This window comes from Roseivivax sp. CAU 1753, from assembly GCF_054482575.1.
The window spans coordinates 236,298-262,175 of record NZ_JBTLRF010000005.1 but is presented as its reverse complement, the minus strand read 5'-3'; the positions used below and the strand labels follow the sequence as shown (position 1 = coordinate 262,175).

At 66.9% G+C, this 25,878-nt stretch carries 21 protein-coding genes; 16 read left to right on the top strand and 5 right to left on the bottom strand.

The window, feature by feature from the left end:
* Positions 1-187 precede the first annotated feature (187 nt).
* The 9 genes from ACXYMN_RS12795 to ACXYMN_RS12755 all read left to right on the top strand — a co-directional run bounded on the left by ACXYMN_RS12795 (position 188) and on the right by ACXYMN_RS12755 (position 9,986).
* Positions 188-460, top strand: coding sequence for a DUF2160 domain-containing protein (locus tag ACXYMN_RS12795; protein ID WP_459014080.1), 273 nt, complete (start codon positions 188-190; stop codon positions 458-460).
* 87 nt (positions 461-547) lie between these two features.
* Positions 548-2,269: an ABC transporter substrate-binding protein gene (locus tag ACXYMN_RS12790; protein ID WP_459014079.1), complete on the top strand. Its 1,722-nt coding sequence runs from the start codon at positions 548-550 to the stop codon at positions 2,267-2,269.
* A gap of 127 nt (positions 2,270-2,396) precedes the next feature.
* The gene (locus tag ACXYMN_RS12785; RefSeq protein ID WP_459014078.1) at positions 2,397-3,560 is read left to right on the top strand and encodes an iron-containing alcohol dehydrogenase; all 1,164 of its coding nucleotides are present in this window, start codon (positions 2,397-2,399) and stop codon (positions 3,558-3,560) included.
* Positions 3,561-3,703: 143 nt separating this feature from the next.
* Positions 3,704-4,690 carry a tripartite tricarboxylate transporter substrate binding protein gene (locus ACXYMN_RS12780; RefSeq protein WP_459014077.1) on the top strand — a complete coding sequence of 329 codons (987 nt, stop codon included), beginning with the start codon at positions 3,704-3,706 and terminating at the stop codon, positions 4,688-4,690.
* 288 nt (positions 4,691-4,978) lie between these two features.
* Positions 4,979-5,467, top strand: coding sequence for a tripartite tricarboxylate transporter TctB family protein (locus tag ACXYMN_RS12775; RefSeq protein ID WP_459014075.1), 489 nt, complete (start codon positions 4,979-4,981; stop codon positions 5,465-5,467).
* Between the two features lie 12 nt (positions 5,468-5,479).
* A complete protein-coding gene (locus tag ACXYMN_RS12770) occupies positions 5,480-6,997 on the top strand; it encodes a tripartite tricarboxylate transporter permease (RefSeq protein WP_459014073.1) in 1,518 nt (505 codons plus the stop codon).
* Positions 6,987-8,198: a CaiB/BaiF CoA transferase family protein gene (locus ACXYMN_RS12765; RefSeq protein WP_459014072.1), complete on the top strand. Its 1,212-nt coding sequence runs from the start codon at positions 6,987-6,989 to the stop codon at positions 8,196-8,198. The genes ACXYMN_RS12770 and ACXYMN_RS12765 overlap by 11 nt, the downstream gene beginning before the upstream one ends.
* On the top strand, positions 8,195-8,962 hold the full coding sequence (locus ACXYMN_RS12760; RefSeq protein WP_459014071.1) for a citryl-CoA lyase: 768 nt from the start codon (positions 8,195-8,197) through the stop codon (positions 8,960-8,962). The genes ACXYMN_RS12765 and ACXYMN_RS12760 overlap by 4 nt, the downstream gene beginning before the upstream one ends.
* On the top strand, positions 8,952-9,986 hold the full coding sequence (locus ACXYMN_RS12755; protein ID WP_459014070.1) for an AbrB family transcriptional regulator: 1,035 nt from the start codon (positions 8,952-8,954) through the stop codon (positions 9,984-9,986). Before ACXYMN_RS12760 ends, ACXYMN_RS12755 begins: the two co-directional genes overlap by 11 nt.
* On the opposite strand, the gene ACXYMN_RS12750 is transcribed toward ACXYMN_RS12755, so the two are convergent.
* Positions 9,913-10,869, bottom strand: a complete 957-nt coding sequence (locus ACXYMN_RS12750) for a LysR substrate-binding domain-containing protein (RefSeq protein WP_459014068.1) — start codon at positions 10,867-10,869, stop codon at positions 9,913-9,915. The genes ACXYMN_RS12755 and ACXYMN_RS12750 overlap by 74 nt on opposite strands.
* A gap of 232 nt (positions 10,870-11,101) precedes the next feature.
* Here ACXYMN_RS12750 and katG point away from each other — a divergent pair, with 232 nt between their 5' ends.
* Positions 11,102-13,306 carry a catalase/peroxidase HPI gene (katG, locus tag ACXYMN_RS12745; RefSeq protein ID WP_459014179.1) on the top strand — a complete coding sequence of 735 codons (2,205 nt, stop codon included), beginning with the start codon at positions 11,102-11,104 and terminating at the stop codon, positions 13,304-13,306.
* An 85-nt stretch (positions 13,307-13,391) separates the two neighbouring features.
* Here the strand turns inward: katG and ACXYMN_RS12740 are convergent, their stop codons facing one another.
* Complete coding sequence (locus ACXYMN_RS12740; protein ID WP_459014066.1) at positions 13,392-14,561, bottom strand: pyridoxal phosphate-dependent aminotransferase; 1,170 nt, start codon at positions 14,559-14,561, stop codon at positions 13,392-13,394.
* A 179-nt stretch (positions 14,562-14,740) separates the two neighbouring features.
* On the opposite strand from ACXYMN_RS12740, the gene ACXYMN_RS12735 reads away from it, so the two are divergent.
* The 5 genes from ACXYMN_RS12735 (at position 14,741) to ACXYMN_RS12715 (ending at position 20,792) form a co-directional block, all read left to right on the top strand.
* Positions 14,741-15,202: a (2Fe-2S)-binding protein gene (locus ACXYMN_RS12735; protein WP_459014065.1), complete on the top strand. Its 462-nt coding sequence runs from the start codon at positions 14,741-14,743 to the stop codon at positions 15,200-15,202.
* Position 15,203: 1 nt separating this feature from the next.
* Positions 15,204-17,450 carry a xanthine dehydrogenase family protein molybdopterin-binding subunit gene (locus ACXYMN_RS12730; RefSeq protein WP_459014064.1) on the top strand — a complete coding sequence of 749 codons (2,247 nt, stop codon included), beginning with the start codon at positions 15,204-15,206 and terminating at the stop codon, positions 17,448-17,450.
* Between the two features lie 12 nt (positions 17,451-17,462).
* Positions 17,463-17,792: a hypothetical protein gene (locus tag ACXYMN_RS12725; RefSeq protein WP_459014063.1), complete on the top strand. Its 330-nt coding sequence runs from the start codon at positions 17,463-17,465 to the stop codon at positions 17,790-17,792.
* A gap of 133 nt (positions 17,793-17,925) precedes the next feature.
* Entirely contained in the window at positions 17,926-19,413 is a 1,488-nt protein-coding gene (gene glpK, locus ACXYMN_RS12720; protein ID WP_459014062.1) for a glycerol kinase GlpK, read from the top strand.
* Between the two features lie 146 nt (positions 19,414-19,559).
* A complete protein-coding gene (locus tag ACXYMN_RS12715) occupies positions 19,560-20,792 on the top strand; it encodes a lytic murein transglycosylase (RefSeq protein WP_459014060.1) in 1,233 nt (410 codons plus the stop codon).
* 2 nt (positions 20,793-20,794) lie between these two features.
* Here ACXYMN_RS12715 and nagA read toward each other — a convergent pair whose 3' ends face one another.
* Positions 20,795-21,850, bottom strand: a complete 1,056-nt coding sequence (nagA, locus tag ACXYMN_RS12710) for an N-acetylglucosamine-6-phosphate deacetylase (RefSeq protein ID WP_459014059.1) — start codon at positions 21,848-21,850, stop codon at positions 20,795-20,797.
* 62 nt (positions 21,851-21,912) lie between these two features.
* Entirely contained in the window at positions 21,913-22,776 is an 864-nt protein-coding gene (locus tag ACXYMN_RS12705; protein WP_459014058.1) for a glucosamine kinase nucleotide-binding domain-containing protein, read from the bottom strand.
* A 127-nt stretch (positions 22,777-22,903) separates the two neighbouring features.
* On the opposite strand from ACXYMN_RS12705, the gene lexA reads away from it, so the two are divergent.
* Positions 22,904-23,602 carry a transcriptional repressor LexA gene (lexA, locus tag ACXYMN_RS12700; protein ID WP_459014057.1) on the top strand — a complete coding sequence of 233 codons (699 nt, stop codon included), beginning with the start codon at positions 22,904-22,906 and terminating at the stop codon, positions 23,600-23,602.
* 150 nt (positions 23,603-23,752) lie between these two features.
* On the opposite strand, the gene ACXYMN_RS12695 is transcribed toward lexA, so the two are convergent.
* Positions 23,753-25,810: a ComEC/Rec2 family competence protein gene (locus ACXYMN_RS12695; protein WP_459014056.1), complete on the bottom strand. Its 2,058-nt coding sequence runs from the start codon at positions 25,808-25,810 to the stop codon at positions 23,753-23,755.
* Positions 25,811-25,878: the final 68 nt, after the last annotated feature.

The window sequence follows — 25,878 nt, the reverse complement described above, 5'->3', positions numbered from 1 at the left end:
GCAGCTGCCGGGCCTGCGCCGGACCGGCCCCACCGGTCCGGCGCATCGTCAAAGCGTAAACGCCGTTCGACCAACGCGATGATACGGCACCATAAAGCGCAACGCTCAGCCGATGCAGCGCCAGCCCGCCGGACCGGTGCAGGCCGTATGAAACCGTTCCCCTTGCATCAACAGGAGACCCGCTGACATGGCATGGATGGCATGGACCTGGCCCACGGCGATCTTCTTCATGGTCATCGCGGCGCTGCTCGTCACCTTCACGATCCTCGCGATCAAGTATCCCGAAACGCCGCGCACGGGTATCCTGCGCATCGAGACCACGCGCGGCGACCGGCTGTTCATCACCCTTCTGGGCTCGGCCTTCATCAACCTGGCCTGGCTCGGACTGGTCGGCGCAAACCAACCCTATGCGCTGATCGTCTGCCTGGTCTACGCCGCGGCGGTGTTCCGCTGGGTCTGAGACAGGCACCCACAGCGCACGGGAGATCCGAGGAGGCCCGGGCGCGTCAAACGATCCTCGACACTGGTTCATTAAGGGAGGAACCACATGACCCTGAACTTGAGATCCACCACGGCCATGGCGCTTGCGCTTGGCCTGGCCACCGGACCGGCCTTTGCCGGAATGGAAGAGGCCGCCGCGTTCCTGGACGCCGAGATCGGCGATATGTCGGTGCTCAGCCGCGCTGAACAGGAAGCCGAGATGCAGTTCTTCGTGGACGCCGCCGCCCCCTTCCAGGGGATGGACATCAAGGTCGTCTCCGAGACCATCACCACCCATGAATACGAGAGCCAGGTCCTGGCCCCCGCATTCACCGCCATCACCGGCATCCAGGTCACCCATGACCTGATCGGCGAAGGCGACGTCGTGGAGAAGCTGCAAACCCAGATGCAGTCGGGCGAGAACATCTACGACGCCTATATCAACGACAGCGATCTGATCGGCACCCACTGGCGCTACCAGCAGGTGCGCAACCTCACGGACTGGATGGCGAATGAAGGCGCGGACGTGACGCTGCCGACCCTCGATATCGAGGATTTCATCGGCACCGAGTTCACCACCGCACCCGATGGCAAGCTTTATCAGCTGCCCGACCAGCAGTTCGCGAACCTCTACTGGTTCCGCTACGACTGGTTCAACGACGAGAAAAACAAGGCCGACTTCCAGGAGGCCTATGGCTACGAACTGGGCGTTCCGGTCAACTGGTCGGCCTACGAGGATATCGCCGAGTTCTTCACCGGGCGCGACCTGTCGCATCTGGGTGTCGAGGGCGAGGTCTTCGGCAACATGGATTACGGCAAGAAGGACCCCTCGCTCGGGTGGCGCTACACCGATGCGTGGATGTCCATGGCCGGCATGGGATCCGAAGGCGAACCAAACGGCCTGCCGGTCGACGAATGGGGCATCCGGGTGAACGAGAACTCCCAGCCCGTCGGCTCCTGCGTGTCGCGTGGCGGTGCCACCAACGGCCCCGCAGCGGTTTATGCCGTGACCAAGGCCATCGAATGGCTCGAGAAGTATTCCCCGCCCGCGGCGGCTGGCATGACCTTCTCCGAGGCAGGCCCGATCCCGGCGCAGGGCAACGTCGCCCAGCAGATGTTCTGGTACACCGCCTTCACCGCCGCCACGGTCGAGCCCGACCTGCCGGTGATGAATGAGGACGGCACGCCCAAGTGGCGCATGGCCCCCTCGCCGCACGGGGCCTATTGGACCGAGGGCACGAAGATCGGCTATCAGGATGTGGGGTCCTGGACGCTGATGAAATCGACGCCCGAGGATCGCGCCAAGGCGGCCTGGCTCTATGCCCAGTTCGTCACCTCCAAGACCGTGGACGTCAAGAAAAGCCACGTCGGTCTGACCTTCGTGCGCGAATCGACCATCCAGCACGACAGCTTCACCGAACGTGCGCCCAAGCTGGGCGGCCTGGTCGAATTCTACCGCTCGCCGGCCCGGACCCAGTGGTCGCCCACCGGCACCAACGTGCCCGACTACCCCAAGCTGGCGCAGCTCTGGTGGCAGAACATCGGCGACGCGATGTCCGGTGCAAAAACCGTGCAAGAGGCGCTCGACGCGCTGTGCGAGGACCAGGAAAGCGTGATGGAGCGGCTTGAGCGCGCGGGCATCCAGGGCGATATCGGCCCGAAGATGAACGAGAAGAAGGACCCCGAGTTCTGGCTGAGCCAGGAAGGCTCGCCCAAGGCCAAGCTCGAGAACGAGGACGAAGAGCCCAAGACCATCTCGTATGACGAGCTGATCAAGTCCTGGAACTGAGTGACACCCGGTCGGGGCCTTCGGGCCCCGGCCACACCCAGCGGCCACCCTTTGCCAGTCCGACCCGGGCCGCGCGTTCTTCGGCCCTTGCCTTTTCCCGAAGCCCCTGCCGCTTTAGGATCATCCCATGCACAGCTTTACCCTGACCCTTCCGCAGCACATCCGCTTCGGTCGCGGCACCGCCTCCGAGGCCGCCGCAGCGGCGCGCGCCTTCGGTCCCGACGTGCTGATCGTGCGCAGCGCCTCGGCCGCGTATGCCGACACGCTGATCGCCGATCTGGTGCAAGGCGGCGGCCCGCCACCTCGCGTCATCACTGCCGCGGGCGAGCCGGATCTGCCCGGCGTCGAGGCGCATCTGGCAAGGCTTCGCGGGGCCGCGCCCGATGTCATCGTCGCGGTCGGCGGCGGGTCGGCCATCGATCTTGCCAAGGCGCTGGCAGCGCTGATCCCGCAGACAGGCAGCCCGCTCGACTATCTCGAAGTGGTGGGCAAGGGCCTGCCGCTCGGGGCCGATCCGCTGCCGATGATCGCCTTGCCGACAACGGCGGGCACCGGCGCCGAGGCCACCAAGAACGCGGTGATCGGCGTACCGGCACATGGCCGCAAGGTGTCGCTGCGCGATGCCCGGATGCTGCCGCGCCACGCCATCGTGGATCCCGCGCTGACCGATGGCTGTCCGCGCGCGGTGACGCTGGCCTCGGGGCTGGACGCGGTAACCCAGGTGATCGAGCCATTGCTGTCGTGCCGCGCCAATCCGGTGACCGATGCGCTCTGCCGCGATGCCATCCCCATGGGGCTGGCGGCGCTGACGACTTTGGTGACCGCCGAAGATCCCGCCATGCGCGACCGGCTGGCCTATGTCAGCCTCATCGGCGGCGTGGCGCTGGCCAATGCCGGGCTGGGGGCCGTGCACGGGCTGGCAGGCGTGATCGGCGGGCGCACCGGCATGGCCCACGGCGCGCTTTGCGGCAGGCTGCTGGTGCCGGTGCTGCGCGCCAATGCGGCGGCGATGGCTTCGGCAGGCATGGAGACCGCGCGCATCGACTGGGTCCTGCAGGTACTGGGCGGACAATTCGGCGTGCCGGGAACGGATGCGCTCGACAGGTTTCAGGGCTGGATCGACGCGCAGGACCTGCCCTTCATTCCGCGCCCCGACGCCGATGCCGCCACGCGCATGGCCTGGGCCGAAGATGCCGCCGCGTCGTCGTCGATGAAGGCGAACCCGGTAACGCTGGACGCCACGGTGCTGGCGCGGGTCGTCGACGCGGCCTGCGCGCCGAAGCCGCGCTGACCCGTCCGACCCCGCCGCCGACCGGCCTGAAACCGCATGTTTTTTTTGCACCGGATCGGCAGAGTCCGGTTCATATCGATTTGATCCTGTGTACACTCCGCGACAGGCGCCCTCGGGCGCAGGAACCAAACGGGAGGAAACCAATGACCACGATCACGCTGGGCCGACGCGCCCTGATCGCAGCAACGGCTGCGGCAATCGGCTTTGCAAGCCCCGTGCTTGCAGGCGGCCACCAGGTCGTCGAAAGCCTGCACTTTCTGATCCCCGGCGGCGCCGGTGGCGGCTGGGACGGCACCGCACGCGGCACCGGCGAAGCACTGACCGAAGCCGGTCTTGTCGGCACCGCCTCCTACGAGAACATGTCCGGCGGTGGCGGCGGCAAGGCCATCGGCTACCTGATCGAGAACGCCGAAAGCCTTGAGAACACCTTGATGGTGAACTCGACACCCATCGTGATCCGGTCGCTGACCGGTGTCTTCCCGCAAAGCTTCCGCGACCTCACGCTGGTGGCCGGCACGATCGGCGACTACGCCGCGATCGTGGTCCCCTCTGACAGCCCGCTGAACTCGATGTCGGACCTGCTCGAGACCTACAAGGCCGACCCCAACGCCTTCGCCATCGGCGGTGGCTCGGTGCCGGGCGGCATGGATCACCTGGTTGCCGCGATGACGATGAAGGCCGCGGGCGAAGATCCGACGGCGGTGAAATACATCCCCTACGATGCCGGCGGCAAAGCCATGGCGGCGCTGCTCTCGGGCGAGATCAAGGCGCTGTCGACGGGCTTTTCGGAAGCGATAGCACTGGCCGAGCAGGGCGAGGTGAAGATCCTCGGGATCACCGCGGATGAACGCGTCGCCGCCTACCAGGACGCGCCGACGATGCAGGAACAGGGCATCGATACCACCTTCGTCAACTGGCGCGGCTTCTTCGGCCCCCCGGGACTGTCCGACGACAAGCTCACCGCCTACCAGAACGCAATCAGCAAGATGTATGACACCCCCGAATGGGAAGCCGTGCGCGCACGCAACGGCTGGGTCAACATCCACAATTCGGGCGACGACTTCCGCAGCTTCCTCGAGCAGCAGGAAAAGGAAATCGGCGACCTGATGAAAGAGCTGGGTTTCCTGTAATCCGGCGCGCCTGATCCGGCCCGGTGCGAGGGACGCTGCCCCTCGCGCTCCCCGAGGTATTTTCGGCAAGAGGAAGGGGAGACCCGCGGCCTCCCCCTCCGAGAAAGGTGCGTCGCCTTCCCCTTGCACGGTCATCGGCTCCTCAGCCTGTGCCGCAGGAGGAAGCAGACACCAAAACGGTTAACAAGACCTTTCCTCTTGCCGAAAATACCTTGGGGTGAATTGAGCCGAAGGCTCAAGAGGGGCAACGCCCCTTCAACACCGCAGTCACGCAAGGAGAACGCGCACATGGCTCTCGACCGCTGGATCGCCCTGATCATCCTCGGTATCAGCCTCGCCTATGGCTATGCTGCCTTTTTCACCATGGACCAGTTGCTGCCGCCCTTCATGCAGCGCAATCCGATCTGGCCGTCGACCTTCCCGAAGGTGCTGGCGGTTCTGGCCATCATCACTGCCGCGGTGATCGTCCTCGGTCTCGAGAAAAAATCCTCTGACGACGAAAAAGAACCGGACATCGATTACCGACGCCTTGGCGACTATCACATCTACAAGGCGGCGGCCCTTATGGGGTTGATGGTGCTTTATGCGCTGATGCTGCGTCCTGCAGGCTTCATCATCGCGACTGTGGGCTTTCTCAGCGGCGGGGCCATCGTGCTCGGCGAGCGCAAGCTGTGGTTGTTGCTGCCGATCACTGCTTTCGCCACCGGCGTCGTCTGGTATCTGGTCGAGGGTGTACTCGGCATTTTCCTGCGGCCCTGGCCGTTTTTCCTGGGCTGAGGAGCACACGTCATGATCGAAGGACTTCTCATCGGCCTGACCACGGCCCTGTCGCTCACCAATCTGCTGATGGTCATCGGCGGCTGTCTTATCGGCACCTTCATCGGCATGTTGCCGGGGCTCGGGCCGATGTCGATCATCGCCATCATGATCCCGGTAGCGATCACGCTGGGCGATCCCTCGGCGGCACTGATCCTGCTGGCCGGGGTCTATTACGGCGCGATCTTCGGTGGCTCGACCTCGTCGATCCTGCTGAACGCGCCGGGGGTGGCGGGCACGGTCGCCTCGGCATTCGACGGGTATCCGATGGCGCAGAAGGGCATGGCCGGCAAGGCGCTGACCATCGCCGCGATCTCGTCCTTTCTGGGCGGCTCGATCGGGGCGCTGTTGTTGATGATCTTCGCGCCGATGCTGTCGACCGTGGCGCTGCTGTTCCATTCGGCGGAGTATTTCGCCCTGATGGTCGTGGGACTGTCGGCCATCGCCGCCTTTGCGGGCACCGGCAACGTCGCCAAGGCGGTTCTGATGACCCTTCTGGGTCTGATCATGGCCACCGTTGGAGAGGGTGCGCTGTTCAACATGCCGCGCTTCACCATGGGTCTGATGGACCTGCAATCGGGCTTTTCCTTCATCACGCTCGCGATGGCGATGTTCGCCCTGCCCGAGGCGGTCTTTCTGGTGCTGAACCCCGGGCGCACCGCGACCCAGTCCAGCGGCGGCAAGATCACCGGGTTGCGCATTTCCCGCGAGGAGGCGCGCAAGATTGCGCCGGTGATCGGGCGGCAATCGATCCAGGGGTTCTTCATCGGTGTGTTGCCGGGTGCCGGGGCCACCATCGCGTCCTTCCTGGGCTACGCGGTCGAGCGCAACCTTGCCACCGAGGAGGAGCAGAAGGAGTTCGGCAAAGGCTCGATCAAGGGGCTCGCCGCGCCGGAGACCGCCAACAACGCCGCCTGCACCGGTTCGTTCGTGCCGCTTCTGACGCTGGGCATTCCCGGGTCGGGCACCACGGCGATCCTGCTGGGCGCGCTGATCGCGCTGAACGTGACCCCCGGGCCGCGGCTGATGGTCGACAGCCCCGAGATCTTCTGGGCGGTCATCATCTCGATGTATATCGGCAACCTGGTGCTGCTGGTGCTGAACCTGCCGCTTATCCCCTATATCGCCAAGATCCTGTCGATCCCGCGCAACTACCTGATCCCGTTCATCCTTTTCTTCACGTTGATGGGCAGCTATATCGGCCAGAACAACGCCACGGAGCTTCTGATCCTCGTGGGCTTCGGGGTGGCGGCCACGGTGTTGCGCTTTGCCGACTATCCGCTTGCGCCGCTGCTGATCGGGTTCATTCTCGGGCGCATGCTGGAAGACAACTTCTCGCGGTCGATGCAGCTTTACGACGGAGCGGGATTCATCCTCGAGCGGCCGATGACGCTGGGTCTTCTGGTGATCGCGGTTCTGCTGGTCATCGTCCCGAGCTACCGGGCCCGCAGGGCAAGGGCGCGCGCCGCGGGTGTGGCGGATGGCGACTGACACCGCGACCGCCCCCCTGAAAGGGGTGCGGATCCTCGATCTGACCAACGTGCTGGCGGGGCCTTACGCGGCCTATCAACTGGCACTGATGGGGGCCGAGGTCATCAAGGTCGAGCGCCCCGGCCAAGGCGATCTGGCGCGGCAACTGGGGGCCGATGCCGCCCGCAACGACGCCTTCATGGGGATCAGCTTTCTGGCGCAGAACGCCGCCAAGGCATCGGTCACGCTGGATCTGAAATCGCCGCGCGGCAAGGCGCTGCTCAAGCGGCTGGTGGCGGGGGCCGATGTGCTGATCGAGAACTTCCGCCCCGGGGTGATGGACCGGCTTGGCCTGGGCCATGACGCCCTGAGGTCCGAGAACCCGGCGCTGATCTATTGCGCCATATCGGGGTTCGGACAGGACGGTCCGTGGCGCGACAACCCGGCCTACGACCAGATCGTGCAGGGTGTGGCGGGCGTCATGTCGGTGACCGGCGACGCCGAGAGCGCGCCTTTGCGCGTGGGCTATCCCCTGGCCGACACCATGGGTGGCATGACCGCGGCTTTCGCCATTGCCACTGCGCTGAATGCGCCCGAGCGCGGGACGTTCCTTGATATTTCGATGACCGAGGCGGTGATTGCCAGCATGGGCTGGGTCGTCTCGAACCATCTGGTCGGCGGCGTGGCACCGCGCCCGCTGGGCAACGAGAACATGACCGCCGCGCCCTCGGGCACCTTTGCCACCGCCGATGCGCCGATCAACATCGCCGCCAATCGCGACAGTCAATGGCAGGCGCTGGCCCGCCATCTGGGGCGCGACGATCTGCTGGCGGACCCCGACTTCGCCACCCGCGAGGCGCGCAAGGCCAACCGGCACCGCCTGCGGGCCGCGCTGGAGGCCGTGCTGACGACCCGCCCGGCCACGGCCTGGGTGGCCGAGCTGAACGCGCTGGACGTGCCCACCGGCCCGGTCCTGAGCGTGCCCGAAGTGCTGGCGACGCCGCAGATCGAAGGGCGCGGCCTGATCGCGGAGGTCGCCACGGAAAAGGCGACCGGTGTCGAGACGCTGCGGCTTTGCGCCTCGCCGGTGATGATCGACGGCCAGCGGCCGGTGCCGTGCCGGGCCCCGCCCGCGCTTGGGGCTGACAACGATGCGGTCTGGGGGGCGCTTGGCCTGACCCCGGACGAGATCGCAACCCTGAAGGACGAGGGCGTGATATGAGCGATGTCAGCGATTGGTGGCGCACCGCGATCATCGGCATGGAACCGGGGCGCATCGCCATCCGCGGCCACCCGATCGAAGCGCTGATCGGCACGGTCAGCTTTCCGCAGATGATCTGGCTCATGCTGCGCGGCGACCTGCCGACCGATGGCCAGGCGCGGCTTTTCGAGGCGGCCCTGGTGGCGGCGGTGGATCACGGGCCGCAAGCGCCCTCGATCGCGGCGGCGCGGATGGCGGTGACCTGCGGACTGCCGCTCAACAACGCGATGGCCAGTGCCGTGAACATGCTGGGCGACGTGCATGGCGGCGCGGGCGAACAGGCGGTCGAGCTGTATCACCACGTGCATGCCTTCGATGGACCGCTGGGCGCGGCGCTGGACGCGTGGATTTCCGACCGGGGCCGGATCGTGCCGGGCTTTGGCCACCGCTTTCACAAACCCGTCGATCCGCGCGCGCCGCGTCTGATGGCGCTGGTGCGCGACGCCGCGCGGGACGGCCATGTCGCGGGCACATTCGCCGATACAGGGGTGGCCATCGAGGCCGAGATCACAGCCCGCAAGGGCACGCCCCTGCCGATGAATATCGACGGGGCCACGGCGGTGATCTATGCGGAGCTGGGCTTTGCACCGCCCTTGGCGCGCGGGCTGTTCTGCCTCTCGCGGTCGGTTGGCATCCTGGCCCATGCCTGGGAACAGCAGCAACAGGGCGGGCGCAACAAGGGCCCGACCCCGCCGGGCTACCGCTGGACCTATGATGCGCCGTGACCTGCGCGACGCGGGCACCGCACTGGCGGTGGGACTTCTGGGGGCGGCGCTGTTCTGGCTGGTGGGCTTTCCGGCAGCGCCGCTGACCGGGGCCGCCACGTCGGTCACCGTCGCCGGGCTGTTGGGGGTCCGGGTGGCGCTGCCGGCGTTTCTGCGCATCACCGCCTTCATCCTTCTGGGGGTCGGCATCGGCACCGGCGTCACGCCCGAGATGATCCGCACCGCGACCGCCTGGCCCGCCACCATCTCGATCCTCGCGGTCAGCCTGCTGGTCGGTATGGCCGTGGCCCGATGGGGGCTGGAGCGGTGGATGGGGTTCGATCGGCGCAGCGCCGTGCTGGCCGCCGCCCCGGGCCATCTGAGCTATGTGCTCAGCCTGTCGCTGGACAGCGGCGGGCAGACCGCGCTGATCGCGGTGGTGCAGAGCATCCGCGTGCTGTTCCTGACGCTTTGCGTTCCGGTCTTCGTGGCCCGGGTGTTCGGGGCGACAGGGGCCGTGCTGGCGCCGCAAATCCACATGGGCCCCCTGCCCGCGCTGCTGCTGATCGCGGGCACCTACGGGCTGGGCCTGATCTTCGAACGCATCCGCCTGCCTGCGGCCTTCCTGCTGGCCGGGATGGCGCTGTCGGCTGCGGGCCATGCCACCGCGCTGACGCCAGGCCAGCTGCCCGCCCCGGTCACCTTTGCCGCCTTCTTGGTGATGGGCGTGCTGATCGGGTCGCGCTTTTCCGGGCAGGATCGGGACAATCTGCGGGCGGCTCTTGGCGCCGGGCTCTGGGTGACGGCGGTGACCATGATCACGACGCTGCTGGCGGTCGGCGGCGCGCTTGTCGCGCTCGGGCTGCCGCCCGCCCTGCTGATCGTGGCCTTCGCGCCCGGCGGGGTCGAGGCGATGGCCGCGATCTCGGTCACGCTGGGCCTCGATCCGGCCTTCGTGGCGGCGCATCACGTCACGCGGCTGCTGATCCTGACGGTGCTGATCCCGCTGATGATGGGACGGGCGCAGGCGCGTCCACCGGGCTGAGACCGGCGGCGCGCACGACCTTTGCAAGATCGGCGAGCTGCGCCGCGAGCGGCGACGATCTGCGCCAGATCATCCCGACCTTGCGACAGGGGCGCGGGGCGCGGAACCGGGCCACCGATACCGCGGCGCTGCGGGTCTCGACCGGGACCGCCATCTCGGGGATCAGGGTGACGCCGATCCCGGCCCCGACCATCTGCACCAGCGTTGCCAGCGACGACCCTTCCAGCCCTTCGCGCGGCAAATGCGCGGGCATCTTGCAAAAGGACAGCGCCTGATCGCGAAAGCAATGCCCCTCTTCCAGCAGCAACAGCCGCATCTTCTGCAGCGCCTCGCCATCGGGCACCGGCTCTGCCGCCTGGTCCATGGGCCGGATCAGCACGAATTCCTCGTCGAAAAGCGCCATCTCGGTCAGCGCGGGTTCGGACACCGGCAGCGCCACGATGGCCGCGTCGATCCGGCCCTCGCCCAACTCGTCGATCAGGCGGGCGGTCAGGGTTTCGCGCACATGGATGTCGATCCCCGGATGGGTGTCGGTCAGCCTGCCGATCAGACGCGGCAACAGGTAGGGCGCGATGGTCGGGATGATCCCCAGCCTGAGCCGCCCCGACAGCCGCGCCCCCGAGGCGCGCGCCATCTCGGCCAGCGCATCGACCTCGCGCAGGATGGTCCGGACCCGGAGCGCAAAATCCTCGCCGAAGCCGGTCAGCGACACCTGCCGCCCGCCCCGGTCGAACAGCCGCACCCCAAGGCCCTGCTCAAGCTCTTTTATCTGCACCGACAGCGCCGGTTGCGAGATCGCCAACGCTGCCGCCGCGCGTCCGAAATGGCCGTGCCGGGCCAGCGCGTCGAAATAGCGCAATTGGCGAAGCGTGATGTTGGTCATAATCAAAAACTATCGCGATAATGAAAAAATACAAATTAAACATATCGCCGGGAGCTGCTAGAAGACAACCGTGGTACCCATGGTGCCCTGCCTTGGACGCGCGGCAAATGCGCCTTCGTTTGCCCGAGGGGCTGTCACAGCGGGCCGCGACACCTTAGGTATTTCACAGGATTCGGGTCTTGCGACCCCCACGGCCGGACCGGCTTTGATCACCAACGGGAGACGAATTATGATGGACGGAAACGATATCGGCAGCGGCGGTGGTTGCCCGGTCATCCACGGCGCGACCACGCATACGCGCTTCAGCGCGCGCACCAGCAAGGATTGGTGGCCCAACCAGCTCAACCTGAAGATCCTGCACCAGAACGGTGCCGAGGGGAATCCGATGGGCGCGGATTTCGACTATGCCAAGGAGTTCGAAAAGCTCGACCTCGACGCGGTCAAGCAGGACATCTTCGCGCTGATGACCGACAGCAAGGACTGGTGGCCCGCGGATTACGGCCATTACGGCCCGTTCTTCGTCCGCATGGCCTGGCACTCTGCCGGGACCTACCGCACCGGTGACGGTCGCGGGGGCGCGGGGTCCGGGTCGCAGCGGTTCGCGCCGCTCAATTCCTGGCCCGACAACGCCAACCTCGACAAGGCGCGGCGCCTGCTCTGGCCGGTGAAGCAGAAATACGGCGCGAGCCTTTCCTGGGCGGACCTGCTGGTGCTGGCCGGCAACTGCGCCATCGAATCGATGGGTCTGAAGCCTGCGGGCTTCGGCGGCGGTCGGGAAGACATCTGGGAGCCGGAAGAGGACATCTACTGGGGCACCGAGGAAGAGTGGCTGGGCGACAAGCGCTATTCCGAAGGCCGGGCGCTGGAAAATCCGCTGGCGGCTGTCCAGATGGGCCTGATCTACGTCAACCCCGAAGGCCCCAACGGCAAGCCCGACCCCGCCGCCTCGGCCATCGACATCCGCGAGACCTTTGCCCGCATGGGCATGAACGACGAGGAAACCGTCGCGCTGATCGCGGGCGGCCATACCTTCGGCAAGACCCATGGCGCGGGCGATGCGGGCCTTGTCGGCGCAGAGCCTGAAGGCGGCGACATCGCGCTGCAGGGCCTAGGCTGGCACTCCACCCACGAGACCGGCAACGGCGTGAACACCATCACCTCGGGTCTCGAAGGGCCCTGGACGCCGAACCCGATCAAATGGGACAGCGGGTATTTCGACATGCTTTTCGGCTACGAGTGGGAGCTGACCAAAAGCCCCGCGGGGGCCTATCAATGGGCGCCCAAGGACATCAGGGAAGAAGACAAGGCGCCGCAGGTCGATGGCAACGGCAAGGTCGTGCCGATGATGGCCACCACCGATATCGCGCTGCGGGTCGATCCCGCCTATCTCGAGATCTCGAAGCGGTTCCACGCGCATCCCGACCAGCTGGGCGATGCCTTCGCCAAGGCCTGGTTCAAGCTGATCCACCGCGACATGGGGCCCAAGGCGCGCTATCTCGGCCCCGACGTCCCGGCCGAGGATTTCATCTGGCAGGATCCGATCCCTGCCCGCGATCACGATCTGGTCGACGCCGGGGATATCGACGCGCTGAAGGCGAAAATCCTCGAGTCGGGTCTGTCGGTGCAGGAACTGGTCTATACGGCGTGGTCCTCGGCCTCGACCTTCCGTGGCTCGGACAAGCGCGGCGGCGCCAATGGCGCCCGCATCCGTCTGGCCCCGCAGAAGGACTGGGACGTCAACCAGCCCGAGCAGCTGGCCAAGGTTCTGGGCACGCTAGAGGGTCTGCAGACCGCGTTCAACGACGCGCAGACCGGGTCCAAGCGCATCTCGCTCGCGGACATGATCGTGCTGGGCGGCAATGCCGGGATCGAAGAGGCCGCGCGCAAGGCCGGGCATGACATCTCGGTGCCCTTCACCCCGGGCCGCATGGATGCCTCCGAAGCGGATACCGATGCCGAAAGCTTCGAGCCGCTCGAGCCCAAGGCGGACGGGTTCCGCAACTACCTGCAGACCGAGTTCGACGTGCCGACAGAAGAGCTTCTGATCGACCGCGCCCAGCTTCTGATGCTGACCGCGCCCGAGATGACGGCGCTTGTCGGCGGCATGCGCGCGCTCGGGGTCAACCACGGCGGCGCGCAGCACGGTGTCTTCACCGACCGCCCCGGCGCGCTGACCAACGACTTCTTCGTGAACCTTCTGGACATGGAGACCGAGTGGAAGGCCATCGGCGACAGCACGCAGGAATTCGAGGGGCGCGACCGCAAGAGCGGCAACCGGAAGTGGACCGCCAGCCGCGTCGATCTGGTCTTCGGTTCCAACTCGCAGTTGCGCGCGATTGCCGAGGTCTACGCCGAAGGCGGCGTCGAGACGAAGTTCGTCGCCGACTTCGTCAAGGCCTGGACCAAGGTCATGGACGCCGACCGCTTCGACGTCTGAGACCCGCGCCACAGGGCCCGAGACCGCCAAGCCGCCCGCCCCGCGCGGGCGGCTTTCGTTTTGCGAAATTTTTTGTATCAGTGCATTACAGGACGCTCCTGATGCGGTCCATCGCCTTGCGGATATTGTCTTCCGAGTTGGCATAGGAAAAGCGCACGAAGCCTTCGCCATGGGCCCCGAAGGACGTGCCCGCAACGGTGGCGACCCCGGCCTTGTCAAGAAAGAGGTCCTGCGCCTCGACAGCGCCCAGCCCCGTGCCCGAGATATTCGCAAAGGCATAGAAGGCACCCGCGGCATCGGTGCAGCGCACCCCCGGCAACGCGTTCAGCCCCTCCACGATCACCCGACGCCGCGCATCGAAGGCCGCGACCATGGCATGCACCGCGTCCTGCGGGCCGGTCAGGGCGGCAAGTCCGGCAAATTGCGCCGCCGCGTTGACGCAGGAATGGTCGTTGATGCACAGCCGCGTGACATGATCCACCGCCACCTCGGGCCAGACCGCGTAGCCCAGCCGCCAGCCGGTCATCGCGTAGGTCTTGGACCAGCCGTCGAGCAGGATCAGCCGGTCGCGGATTTCGGGATATTGCAGCAAGGAGACGTGCCTGCGGCCATCGTACAGCATCTGGGAATAGATCTCGTCGGACAGGATGGCCACATGAGGATGCGCCTCCAGTCCCTTGACAAGCTTGTCGATTTCCACTTTTGGCAAAACGCCGCCGGTGGGGTTCGCGGGCGAATTGATGATCAGAAGCCGGGTCCGCGGGGTGATCTGCGACAGCACCGTTTCCGCCGAGAAGGCAAAGGCGTCCGCTTCGCGCAGAACGATGGGCACCGGTGTCGCGCCGGAATAGCGTATGACGGATTCGTAGATCGGAAAGCCCGGATCTGGATAAAGGATCTCGGCGCCGGGCTCTCCGAACATGGTGATGGCGAAGAACATCGTGGGCTTGCCGCCGGGCACGATCACCACGTGATCGGGATCCACCTCGGCCCCGTGACGCCGTTGCAGATCGGCGGCCACCGCATCGCGCAGTACCGGCAGGCCGTTGGCCGGGGTGTAGCCGTGATGGCCGTCGCGCAGGGCCTTCACGCCCGCCTCGACGATATGCTCGGGCGTGCGGAAATCCGGCTGGCCGATGCCGAGATTGACGATGTCGCGCCCCTCGGACGCCAGTTTCTGGGCGCGGTTCAGCACCACAAAGGCGGATTCGGTGCCGAGGCGCGACAGCGACTTGGCGAAGGTCAGGTGGGTCACGGGCATCTCCGGGGTGGACGTGTTGGGATATTCGGCAAGAAACGCCCGGCAATTGCAAGGCGGCAGGTGCGGCACCGAAGACGTAGCGTCACCGGACCCGTGGAGGTCGACCTGAAGGATGCACGCCCGCGCGGGGCTTGCTACCGTGCAGGCAACGGCAGCGATAAGGGGCGGCGCTCATGCAACTGACAGTCAACGGGTCGAAACACGAGGTGGATGTCGAGGACGACATGCCGCTGCTCTGGGTGCTGCGCGACGAATTGGGCATCACCGGCGTGAAATACGGCTGCGGTGCAGCGCTTTGCGGGGCCTGCACCGTGCATCTGGACGGCGTCGCGGTGCGATCCTGCCAGGTCTGGGCCGCGGATGCCGACGGGGCCGTGGTCACCACCATCGAGGGGCTGGGCCAACCGGACGCGCTGCACGCGGTGCAGGCCGCCTGGATCGCGCATCAGGTGGCGCAATGCGGCTACTGCCAGTCCGGCCAGATCATGCAGGCCGCGTCGCTTCTGGCCGAGATGCCCGATCCGACCGACGCCCAGATCGACGACGCCATGAGCGGCAACCTCTGCCGCTGCGGCACCTATCCCCGCATCCGCGCCGCGATCCACGATGCCGCCAAACGCCTGCAGGAGGTCTGAGATGAGCCGTGCCCGCACGATCACCCGCCGCGCCGTCCTTGTCGGCTCTGTCGCCATCGCCGGTGGCGTGGCCTTCGGGGTCTATGCCGCCCGCAGGCCCTTCGACAACCCGCTCGAGGTGGGGCTTGGCGCGGGGCAAGCGGCGCTGACGCCCTATGTGCGCATCGATGCCGAGGGCGTGACGCTGATCACCCCGCGCGCCGATTCCGGCCAGGGGGTCTATCACGTTCAGGCCGCCCTGATCGCGGAAGAACTGGACGTCGACCTCGATGCGATCCGCGTCGATCCCGGCCCGCCCGATGCGGCCTATTGGAACACCGCGCTCGGGGCCGAGGCGGCGGAGTTCATGGTGCCCTCGGCCGGGATCGCCCGGGATGCGGCCACCGGCGCGGTCAATACGGTGATGAAGCTGATCGGGCTGCAGATCACCGGCGGCTCGACCACGGTGCCCGACGGCTTTGTCAAACTGCGCGCGGCGGGGGCCTCGGCGCGCGAAACGCTGAAAGCTGCGGCGGCGGACCGGCTGGGCGTGGCGGTCGAGACGCTGACGACCGAAGCGGGCCACGTCATCGCCGCCGACGGCACGCAGCTGTCCTATGAGGCGCTGGCGCCCGATGTGGCCGGGCGCGCGCCGGTACAGGACGTGCCGCTGCGCGACCCCGCGCAGTGGCGCTACATTGGGAAACCCATGCAGCGGCTTGATATTGCGGCAAAATCCACCGGCACGCAGATGTATGGCATCGACGTTGCGGTGCCGGGCATGGTGCATGCAACGGTCCTGATGAACCCCGCCCAGGGCGGTGCGCTGGACAGCTTCGACACCGCCGAGGCGCTGAAACTGCGCGGCGTCAGCAGCATCGTGCCGATCACCGGCGGGCTGGGCATCGTCGCCGACAACACCTGGCGGGCGTTCCAGGCCCGCGCGGCGTTGCAGGCCCAATGGGGGCCGCCGGACTTCCCGCCCGACATGGACGCGCATTGGCAGGCGCTTGATGCGGCCTTCACCGACGCGGCGCTGGACAGCCGCAAACGCGACGACGGCGACGTCGGCGCGGCCCTTGCGGGGGCAGACACGGTGATCGAGGCGGAATACCGCGCGCCCTACCTGGCCCATGCGCCGCTTGAGCCGGTCAACGCCATCGTCCGGGTCGATGCCGATGCGGCCGAGGTCTGGACCGGAACGCAGATCCCGCGCTTCGTGCAGGCCAACGTGGCCCGCATTGCCGGGATCGCGCCCGACCGGGTCGTGGTGCATGCGCAGATGATCGGCGGCAGCTTCGGCCACCGCCTGGAGGACGAGGTCGTCAAGCAGGCGACCGAGATCGCGGTGCAGATGCGGGGCACGCCGGTCAAGCTGACCTACCAACGCGAAGAGGACATGATCCACGATTTCCCGCGCCAGATCGCCAAGGCGCGGCTGCGCGGCACGGTGCAGGACAACCAGGTCGCGGCTCTGGACCTCGGGATCGCGATGCCGTCGGTGATGGCCTCGCAGATGGCGCGGCAGAACCAGCCGGTGCCCGGCCCCGACAGCCAGATCGTCGCCGGGGCCTGGGACCAGCCCTTTGCCATTCCGCACCACCGCGTGACCGGCTACCGCGCCGCGCCGCTTGCGCCGATTTCATCCTGGCGCTCGGTGGGCGCGTCGTCGAACGGGTTCTTCTACAATGCCGCCCTTGATGAGCTGATCCACGCCGCCGGGGCCGACCCCCTGCAGGAACGGCTGCGGCTGGCGAATGACCCGCTCGCCCGCGCGGTGCTGGAAGCGGTGGGCGAGATGTCGGACTGGAGCGGACCCGATCTCGGGGACGGGCGCGGGCGCGGGATCGCGTTGACCCGAAGCTTCGGCGTCCATTGCGCCGAGGTGATCGAGGTCGCCCGGACCGACTCCGGGATCAGGATCGAAAAGGTCTGGGTCGCGGCAGAGGTGGGCCGCGTCGTCGATCCGGTCAATTTCGAAGCGCAGGTGCAGGGCGGCGTGATCTGGGGGCTCGGCCACGCGATGAACTGCGAGATCACCTATGCCGGGGGCATCGCCGAGCAGGACAATTTCCACGCCTTCGAAGGGATGCGCCTACGACAGACCCCCGCCATCATGGTGCGCGGGCTCGAGAACGGCACCCGGGTCACCGGTATCGGCGAGCCGCCGGTGCCGCCCGCCGCACCCGCGCTGGCCGGGGCGATCTTTGCCGCGACCGGCACGCGGTTGCGCGAAATGCCGTTCAACCGGTTCGTTCAATTCGCCTGACGGAGGCCCTCGATGTCAAATTTCGGATCCCTGCCCCATGCCGGTCGCCTGCTGATCGTCGCCACGGCGTTTCACCTGGTGGCGGCCTATTTCGCGGGCTTGCCCGAGATCGGGCTGGCGCTGCTCGCCCTGGCGGCGGGGCTGATCCTGCTGGCCGGAATGCGCTGGACCGGCTGGCTGGTCATGCTGGCGCTGATCGTGGCCATGGGCGCGCGGGCGGCGGCGCTGGGGGTGCCGCCGGTGCCGCTCTGGCTGCATGCGCTGGTGCTGGCGATGGACGCGCTGGCGGCGCTGAGCCTGTTTGTGGCGCTCTGGCGCCCCGCCTCCGCCAGCCCGACCTGACGCCCCTGCCCGGACCCGCGGTCCGCGGTCCGGCCTGCCGGATCGCAGGCGGGCCTGCCGCCCGCACCGACGCGGCTTTTCACAGGCGCGGCCAGCGGTTAAAACGAACCGGGACCAGACAGGGAGGCATGCCGTGACCTATATTCTTGCCATCGACCAGGGAACCACATCCAGCCGCGCCATTCTTTTCGACGAACACCTGAAGGTTGCGGCCCAGGCGCAGGAGGAATTCGAGCAGCATTACCCGGCCTCGGGCTGGGTCGAGCATGAGGCGGGCGATCTCTGGACCTCGACCGCCGCCACCTGCCGCGGGGTGATCGAAAAGGCCGGCACCCATGCGCGAGAGATCGCCGCCATCGGCATCACCAACCAGCGCGAAACGACCATCGTCTGGGACCCCGAAACCGGAAAAGCGGTGCACCGCGCCATCGTCTGGCAGGACCGCCGCACCTCGGCCTATTGCCAGGAGTTGAAGGCCGCCGGGCACGAAGACATGGTCACCGACCGCACCGGTCTGCTGCTCGACCCGTATTTTTCGGCCACCAAACTGAAATTCATTCTCGACGAGGTCGACCCCGACCGCAGCCGCGCGCGCGCCGGAAAGCTCTTGTTCGGCACTGTCGACAGCTTTCTGATCTGGAAGCTCACCGGTGGAAAGGTGCATGCCACGGATGCCACCAATGCCTGCCGGACGATGCTCTACGACATCCGCAAGGGTCGCTGGTCGACCTCGATCTGCAAGCTTCTGGACATCCCCCCCGAGATGCTGCCCGACGTGCGCGACTCCGCGGGCGACTTCGGTGTCACAAGCGGCGAGTTGTTCGGGCGCGAGATCCCGATCCTGGGCGTGGCGGGCGACCAGCAGGCCGCAACCATCGGTCAGGCCTGCTTTGAACCGGGCATGCTGAAATCAACCTACGGGACCGGCTGTTTCGCGCTTCTGAACACCGGATCAGAGCCGGTGCGGTCGGAAAACCGCCTGCTGACCACCATCGCCTACCAGCTTGACGGCACGCCCACCTATGCGCTCGAAGGGTCGATCTTCATCGCCGGTGCGGTGGTGCAGTGGCTGCGCGACGGGCTGAAGATCATCCGCGAGGCGAAAGAGACGCAGCCGTTGGCGGAACGCGCCGATGAGACGCAGAATGTCGTTCTGGTACCGGCATTTACGGGCCTCGGCGCACCTTACTGGAACGCTGAATGCCGGGGCGCGATCTTCGGGCTGACACGCAATTCCGGCCCCGAGGAATTCGCCCGGGCCGCGCTTGAAAGCGTCGGTTACCAGACCCGCGACCTGCTCGATGCGATGCGCGCTGACTGGCAAAGCGATGACGCCGGGCCGACCCTGCGCGTCGATGGCGGCATGTCCGCGTCCGATTTCGCCATGCAGTTCCTCGCCGACATCATCGGTGCCGATGTGGACCGCCCCGACGTGCTCGAGACGACGGCAATGGGCGCGGCCTGGCTGGCCGGAATGCAGGCCGGGATCTACCCGGGCCAAGACGGTTTCGCCGAAATGTGGGCACTGGACCGCAAGTTCGAGCCGCATATGACAGACGAGGTCCGCGAGACGAAATACGCCGCCTGGAAACGCGCGGTGGCGGCGGCCCAGGCGTTCTGATCCTGAGTAGCGCGGCGCAGGCCGACAAGGGGACAATCGCCGTCAGCGCGCCTGTGCCGAACGCGACGCACGCTCTTGCGGAGGGTCATCTCGCAGGTCACAGTCGCGCGCAGCACAAGACCCCAAAAGAGGCAAAGCCGAGCAGCATGACCCATTCGAGACGAACCTTTATCTTCGGGGCAACCGCCCTTCTGTCGGCCTGTGGCGGTGGCGTCGGCACGGCCCCGGCGCAGACAGCGGCGGTCGATCCGGGCCTGCGTCCCACGCCCAACCCTGCCTTTGACGCCTGGGTCGCGAATTTCCGCCCTCGCGCAGAGGCACGCGGCATTTCACGCAGCGCCCTGGACCGGGCGTTCCAGGGCGCCGGGTTCCTGCCCGGCGTCGTCGAACGCGACCGCAACCAGACCGAGTTCAAGCGCAGTTTCGAGGATTACCTCAACATCGTCGCGGGCGATGCGCGCGTTGCGACCGGTCGCGAAAAGTTTCGCCAAAACAGTGGCTTGCTAGGTGAGATTGAAGCGCGCTACGGTGTTCCTGCCGCGATTACCTGTGCGATCTGGGGGGTGGAAAGCCGCTTTGGCGAACGGCGCGGCGACATCCCGGTGGTCTCGGCGACGGCGACGCTAGCCTTTGACGGGCGACGCGGCGATTTCTTCGAGGCGCAACTGCTGGCCGCGCTGCGCATACTTGAACGCGGCGATACGACCGCCGCGCAGCTTACCGGGTCCTGGGCAGGCGCGATGGGCCATACGCAGTTCATTCCGACGACCTATCAGGCCCATGCGGTCGATTTTCGCGGCGACGGACGGCGCGACATCTGGTCGGAAGATGCAACCGACGCGTTGGCGTCGGCGGCGGCCTATCTCGCCGACAGCGGCTGGCGGCGCGGGCGGCCCTGGGGCCTTGAGGTGCAGGCCCCGGGCGGTCTGCCGGTGGGTCGCGGCGCGCGGCGCGGCGTTGCCGCCTGGGCGTCGCTGGGGGTGACGCCCGCCCGCGGTGGCGCGCTGCCCGCGCTAGGCGATGCGGCGCTGCTCAGACCCTCGGGCGACGGCGGTCCGGCCTTTCTCGTGTCGCGGAATTTCGACGTGATCCTGCGCTATAACAACTCGGAAAACTACGCACTCGGAGTGGGTTACCTGGCGTCGCGCATCGCGGGTGCCCCGCCCTTGTCCGCCGCCTTTCCGCCCGACAGCTTCGGCTTGACGGTCGACGATCGCAAACGCCTGCAGGAGCGCCTGACCGCACGCGGTTTCGACACTGGCGGCACCGATGGTGTCATCGGATCCCGCACCGAAGACGCCATCCGCGCCTATCAGGCCAGCGTCGGCCTGCCAGTGACCGGCACCCCATCGCAGGCATTGCTGCAGAGCCTGCGGTAGGGTCAGCCGTAGACGTCGATCAGGCGGAGGCCGCGGGCCTCCTGCCGCAACCGCACGGCGCGAAATGGCATCCCAGGTGCAAGTGCCCCGATCCCGCCACCAAGGCCCGCCGCCTCTGCGGGCAAGCGCGTTGCACGCGACAGCGCATCGGGCAAGGACAGCCCGCAAGTGGTCATCAGCACGGACACCGCGCGGGCCATGTCCAGATCGGCCCCTGCCAATGTCTGATCTTCGAGGCGCAACTCCCCGTTCTGTCGCAGTATTTTTCGATCTCCCAGCATGAAATCCGTCGCGTCGGTGCCCGCCACTGCCATCGCATCGCTGACCAGGAACAGCCTCGGATTGGCCATCAGCGCGACCTTCATCGCGACCGGATCGACATGTACCCCATCGGCGATCAGGCCACACCAGGCACCGTTTGCCAATGCGGCCCCCACCAGCCCGGGTGCGCGTGCAGTCATCTGGCTCATTGCATTGAACAGGTGGGTCACGCCACGCGCACCCGCATCCATGTAGTCCACTGCCGTCGCTGCATCGCAGGCGGTATGCCCGAGCGCCACGAAGATTCCAGCTTCAGACATCTCGGCAACCTGTTGACGCGAAACGTTTTCCGGGGCAACGGTGACCTTGAGAAGCGGCAATTTCCGGGCAGCCTCGATCAGCTCTGCCAGATCGCAAGCCTCCATCGGGCGGATCAGTTCCGGATTGTGTGCGCCGCATTTCGCTACCGACAGGTGCGGCCCTTCCAGATGAAGTCCGGCGATCCCCGGCACCCCCCCGGAGACGGCAGCAAGAGTAGCATCGATGGCGGCGCGGGTAAGCTCGGGGCGGTCGGTGATCAGGGTGGGCAGGATGGTCGTGGCGCCAAGCGCGCGATGGGCCGAGGCGATCCGCTTGAGTGTCTCGATGCTGGGATCATCGTTCAGGTTTACGCCGCCGCCGCCATTGACCTGCAGATCGACAAAACCCGGTGCCAGGATATCGCCATCTAGGTCCACAGAGACCGCCCCTTGTGGCGACTTCCCGTATTTTATCACTCCTTCGCATGTGGTTAGCATGCAATCTTCGTGCAAATCGCGCCCGTCGAACAGGTGCCCGTTGGAAAAGGCCAAAGTGCCGGTCATCGCGCGTTTTCCAATTCCTCGGCCAGGGAAAGCGCTCCCTCGAGCGGCGTTCCCTTCGGCCTGTGAAGGTTGGCCTGGATGCCAGCGGCAAGATACGGGGCCAGGTGTGGTCCGAGACCGCCGGTCAGGCAGACGGGCATGCCCGGGGTCATGCCGATATCCCATGCAATGTCAGACAGATACGCGGCACAGTTCACCAGCATGCGAACCGCTGCGGGGTCGTGCGGGGCGCATTCGACCACGCGCCGGGCAAGCGCCGCCACCTCGCGTACGGAAGACGTTCCGGCGAAGTGTATGACCTCGGCCGCGGCACCGATCTCCGCGTCGATCCACCGGGTCAAAGCGCCGGGTTCGGCGCGCCCCTCGGCCACGGCCAATCGCAGGCGCAAGACTTCGCGACCGAGCCAGAAGCCCGATCCTTCATCGCCCAGCCGCGCGCCCCATCCCCCCGCGAAACGGGTCGCGCCGCGCTGCTGGATGCCCACGAAGGATCCCGTGCCCGCATGCAGCACGACCCCGTCTGCGGCACCCAGCGCGCCCCGTATCGCGGCCAATCGGTCCTCGCGCACGCGCAGGTTCCGCATGGGCAAGGCCGCCTCGGCGCGCGCCGCGATCTCGTCCGAGACGACGCCCGCCAGCGCGAAGTAGGCCGGGATCGACAAAACCGCCCTGCCCGATGCTTGAGACAACGCATCAATTCCACGCTTCAATTCACTGATTCCAGATGAGAAATTCGTGGAAAGATTACAGGATTCCGTGTGTACCTCGATCACCTCGGCACCGACGCGCAATGCCAGCCGACAATGCGACCCGCCGCCGTCAACGCCGATGACCGGAGTATCTTCGTCGCCTGATGTCATTGAGACCTCTCGACAATTTCCTGCAGGACCCCGCGTTGACAAGCGAATATGTCCGATTCGGTAGACGGTTGACACAAAACGCGAACACAGGTAGAACAAAACCAGATAAAAGCAGGGATGTGGCCGTATGCTGACCAAGAAACAACTCGATCTTCTGGATTTCATCAACCGCCGTCTGCAACGCGACGGTGTTCCGCCCAGTTTTGATGAAATGAAAGAGGCGCTGGATCTGCGGTCCAAGTCCGGTATCCACCGCCTGATCACGGCGCTGGAAGAGCGCGGGTTCATCCGGCGGCTCGCCCATCGGGCCCGTGCGATCGAGATCGTCAAACTGCCCGAAAGCCTGGGCGGCGCATCGACGACAGGATTTCAGCCACGCGTGATCGAGGGCGACGCTGCAGGCAGTCAGCCTGCCGGTGCCACGGCGGTATCCGCACTGCATGCGACGGAACTGCCGATCCTGGGCCGGATTGCTGCCGGTCAGCCGATCGAGGCGATCAACGACTCGCCGCCGGAAATCGCGGTGCCCGGGCAGATGCTGTCGGGGGCTGGCAAGCACTATGCGCTTGAGGTCAAGGGCGACTCGATGATCGACGCCGGGATCAACGATGGCGACGTGGTTGTCATTCGCGAAACCGGCGATGCGCAGAACGGCGATATCGTGGTCGCCCAGGTCGAAGGCTATGAGGCAACGCTCAAGCGGTTCAAGCGCAAGGACGACATGATCGTGCTCGAGGCGGCGAACCCGGCCTATGAGCCGCGCATCCTGCCCAAGGGATCGGTCAAGGTGCAGGGGCGGCTGGTCGGATTGATCCGGACCTACTGACCCCGGCGGATCACCGGCGGATGGTTGTGCCGGGCCGGATAGATCGGGTGCCGCGCGGACCGAGTGCCGCGCAGGACGGATCAGGGCATCCTGGCGGCTTGTGTGACCGGCGCTGCAGATCGCGGGTCAGATGCGGGCCGGCGTTGGCTGCTACTTTGATGTACCTCCCGTACTCCTTGCCACGTCCCTCTTGCGTCGGCGTGGGGCTTCTGCGGTCCACAACCGGTGGCCGGACCGGGCGGTCGCGGCATCCAGATGATATCCGTCCGGCGTCCTGCTGACCGCAAGGGCGCCCGACGCTTGCAGGACATCCGGTCCGATCACCAGGCAGGGCAACTGCATATCGAGAGGATAGACGCTGACGACAAGGTCACCCTTGGCACAGCCCGAAAACGACTTGAGGTCGGACTTGCGTGACAGGTGATACACGCCCGCGCCGGATGGCGGCCATCGCGCCGCCGCGATGTCCTGCGGAGCATCGTCGCCATCGTTTTCGACCCAGAGCCGGGCCGCAAATCCGGCACCGCTCGGCTTGGACAGGGCGCGTCCCTCGGCGGTCATGACGCCGACAAGGCCGCCATCGCGCGCGATCAGCATCCAGGGCCGGTCGCTGGTGGCCCAGATCGCCATCGCCAGCACCGCGGGCAGCACCCCGACGAGGCGCCCGCGCCCCTGCCACAAGACCACGACCAGCCCGGCGACAGCGATCAGCGGCAGAACCACGGTGGGCGGCGCCTTGATCTGACCGACGGCACCGGGCCAGTCGAACACCGTCTGCGCCACACCCAGTATCCAGTCGAGCCCGAGGCCCATCGCCCACAAGGGGGCGGCCTCAAGTCCGAATGGCATTGCCGCGAGCGCCAGCAGACCGGCGGGCATGACCAGGATGCCCATCAGCGGCACCGCCATGAGGTTCGCCAACAGGCCGAAATGCGCAATCTGGTTGAAATGCGCCATCGAGAAGGGCGCCGTCGCCGCGCCTGCCACCGCCGAGGACAGGACCACCGCGGCGGCCCCGCGCGCCCATGTGGGCAGGCGGCCCTCGAAGCCGCGATTGCGCCAGGCGGCAAAGGCCGCGACAAGCGCGGTGGTGGCGGCAAAGGACATCTGGAAGCCCGGGGACAGAAGCGCTTCGGGGGTCAGGATCAGTACCACCAGCGCCGCCATCGCCACGGATCGCAGCGACAGCGCGCGACGGTCGAGAACGATGGCGAACAGCATCACCGCGACCATGATGAAGGCCCGCTGGGTGGCCACGTTTCCGCCCGACAGCAGCAGGTATCCGGCTGCCGCCAGAATTGCGCCGAGGGCGGCGATCTTCTTGACCGGCCACCGCAATCCGATGCCCGGCACGACCAGCAGGCCAAGCCGCAGGCTGGCAAAGACGAGCCCGGCCAGCAGTCCCATGTGCAGGCCCGAGATCGCCAGCAGATGCGCCAGGTTCGATTGCCGCAGCGCCGTCAGGGTCGCGGGCGTGATGCCGCTGCGGTCGCCGGTCAGGATCGCGGCGGCCACCGCACCACGATCCCCGCCCAGGGCGTCGCGGATGCGGGCGGCCAGCGCGTGCCGCAGCCGGGCCACCGGCAGCGCGCCGTCTGCCGCGCGCAGGGTCAGCACCGGTGTGCGGGTATAGCCGACGGCCCCCAGGCTCTGAAACCAGGCGTGGCGGCGGAAGTCGAAGCCGCCGGGTTCGACCGGACCCTGGGCCGCCGACAGATGCCCGGTCAGGATCACCACGCTGCCCGGGCGCGGATCGAGCCAGCGCTGATCGCCATGCAACGAAACACGAATACGGCGCGGGGCGCGCGATGGCGCGGTCCAGGGCAGCACCACCTGGTCGAGCGTCAGCCGCGGCTTGTCCGACGCCGACCGGTCGAGCCGCAGGATGCGCCCCTGGATGGGTCCGTAATAGCGCCCCTCGACCAGCGGGGTGGCGACCAGATGCGCGCGCAGTCCCGCCAGCGACAGACCGAGCCCCGGCACCGCCACGAGCAGAAGCAGCGCCGCCGCCAGGAGCCCGAGCCGCTGCGACCAGAGACACCCCGCCACACCCGTCGCCATCAGCACCGCCAGCGCCCAGGGCGGCGGTTCGACCGGCAGCGCGAAATAGCCGCCGACGCCCGCCGCGAACAGCACGGCGAGCCATGGAAACAGCGCCCCCGTCTGCCCCGCCAGCCATCCTTCCGTCACGGCCCAGAAGCGGCGCATGCTTGTCCTTTCGGCCCCTCGTGGGTATGGGTCCGCAACATCTTGCGCGCCCTTGGTTATCGAAAGGT

Excerpts from the sequence above, each read along its gene's own strand:
- ACXYMN_RS12730 (WP_459014064.1), top strand. The coding sequence starts at position 15,204 with ATGAGCCGTGCCCGCACGATCACCCGCCGCGCCGTCCTTGTCGGCTCT.
- ACXYMN_RS12780 (WP_459014077.1), top strand. The coding sequence starts at position 3,704 with ATGACCACGATCACGCTGGGCCGACGCGCCCTGATCGCAGCAACGGCT.
- ACXYMN_RS12775 (WP_459014075.1), top strand. The coding sequence starts at position 4,979 with ATGGCTCTCGACCGCTGGATCGCCCTGATCATCCTCGGTATCAGCCTC.
- ACXYMN_RS12770 (WP_459014073.1), top strand. The coding sequence starts at position 5,480 with ATGATCGAAGGACTTCTCATCGGCCTGACCACGGCCCTGTCGCTCACC.
- nagA (WP_459014059.1), bottom strand. The coding sequence starts at position 21,850 with ATGCTAACCACATGCGAAGGAGTGATAAAATACGGGAAGTCGCCACAA.
- ACXYMN_RS12725 (WP_459014063.1), top strand. The coding sequence starts at position 17,463 with ATGTCAAATTTCGGATCCCTGCCCCATGCCGGTCGCCTGCTGATCGTC.
- ACXYMN_RS12785 (WP_459014078.1), top strand. The coding sequence starts at position 2,397 with ATGCACAGCTTTACCCTGACCCTTCCGCAGCACATCCGCTTCGGTCGC.
- ACXYMN_RS12765 (WP_459014072.1), top strand. The coding sequence starts at position 6,987 with ATGGCGACTGACACCGCGACCGCCCCCCTGAAAGGGGTGCGGATCCTC.
- lexA (WP_459014057.1), top strand. The coding sequence starts at position 22,904 with ATGCTGACCAAGAAACAACTCGATCTTCTGGATTTCATCAACCGCCGT.
- ACXYMN_RS12750 (WP_459014068.1), bottom strand. The coding sequence starts at position 10,869 with ATGACCAACATCACGCTTCGCCAATTGCGCTATTTCGACGCGCTGGCC.
- ACXYMN_RS12735 (WP_459014065.1), top strand. The coding sequence starts at position 14,741 with ATGCAACTGACAGTCAACGGGTCGAAACACGAGGTGGATGTCGAGGAC.
- ACXYMN_RS12790 (WP_459014079.1), top strand. The coding sequence starts at position 548 with ATGACCCTGAACTTGAGATCCACCACGGCCATGGCGCTTGCGCTTGGC.
- ACXYMN_RS12715 (WP_459014060.1), top strand. The coding sequence starts at position 19,560 with ATGACCCATTCGAGACGAACCTTTATCTTCGGGGCAACCGCCCTTCTG.
- ACXYMN_RS12695 (WP_459014056.1), bottom strand. The coding sequence starts at position 25,810 with ATGCGCCGCTTCTGGGCCGTGACGGAAGGATGGCTGGCGGGGCAGACG.
- katG (WP_459014179.1), top strand. The coding sequence starts at position 11,102 with ATGGACGGAAACGATATCGGCAGCGGCGGTGGTTGCCCGGTCATCCAC.
- ACXYMN_RS12705 (WP_459014058.1), bottom strand. The coding sequence starts at position 22,776 with ATGACATCAGGCGACGAAGATACTCCGGTCATCGGCGTTGACGGCGGC.
- ACXYMN_RS12755 (WP_459014070.1), top strand. The coding sequence starts at position 8,952 with ATGCGCCGTGACCTGCGCGACGCGGGCACCGCACTGGCGGTGGGACTT.
- ACXYMN_RS12795 (WP_459014080.1), top strand. The coding sequence starts at position 188 with ATGGCATGGATGGCATGGACCTGGCCCACGGCGATCTTCTTCATGGTC.
- ACXYMN_RS12760 (WP_459014071.1), top strand. The coding sequence starts at position 8,195 with ATGAGCGATGTCAGCGATTGGTGGCGCACCGCGATCATCGGCATGGAA.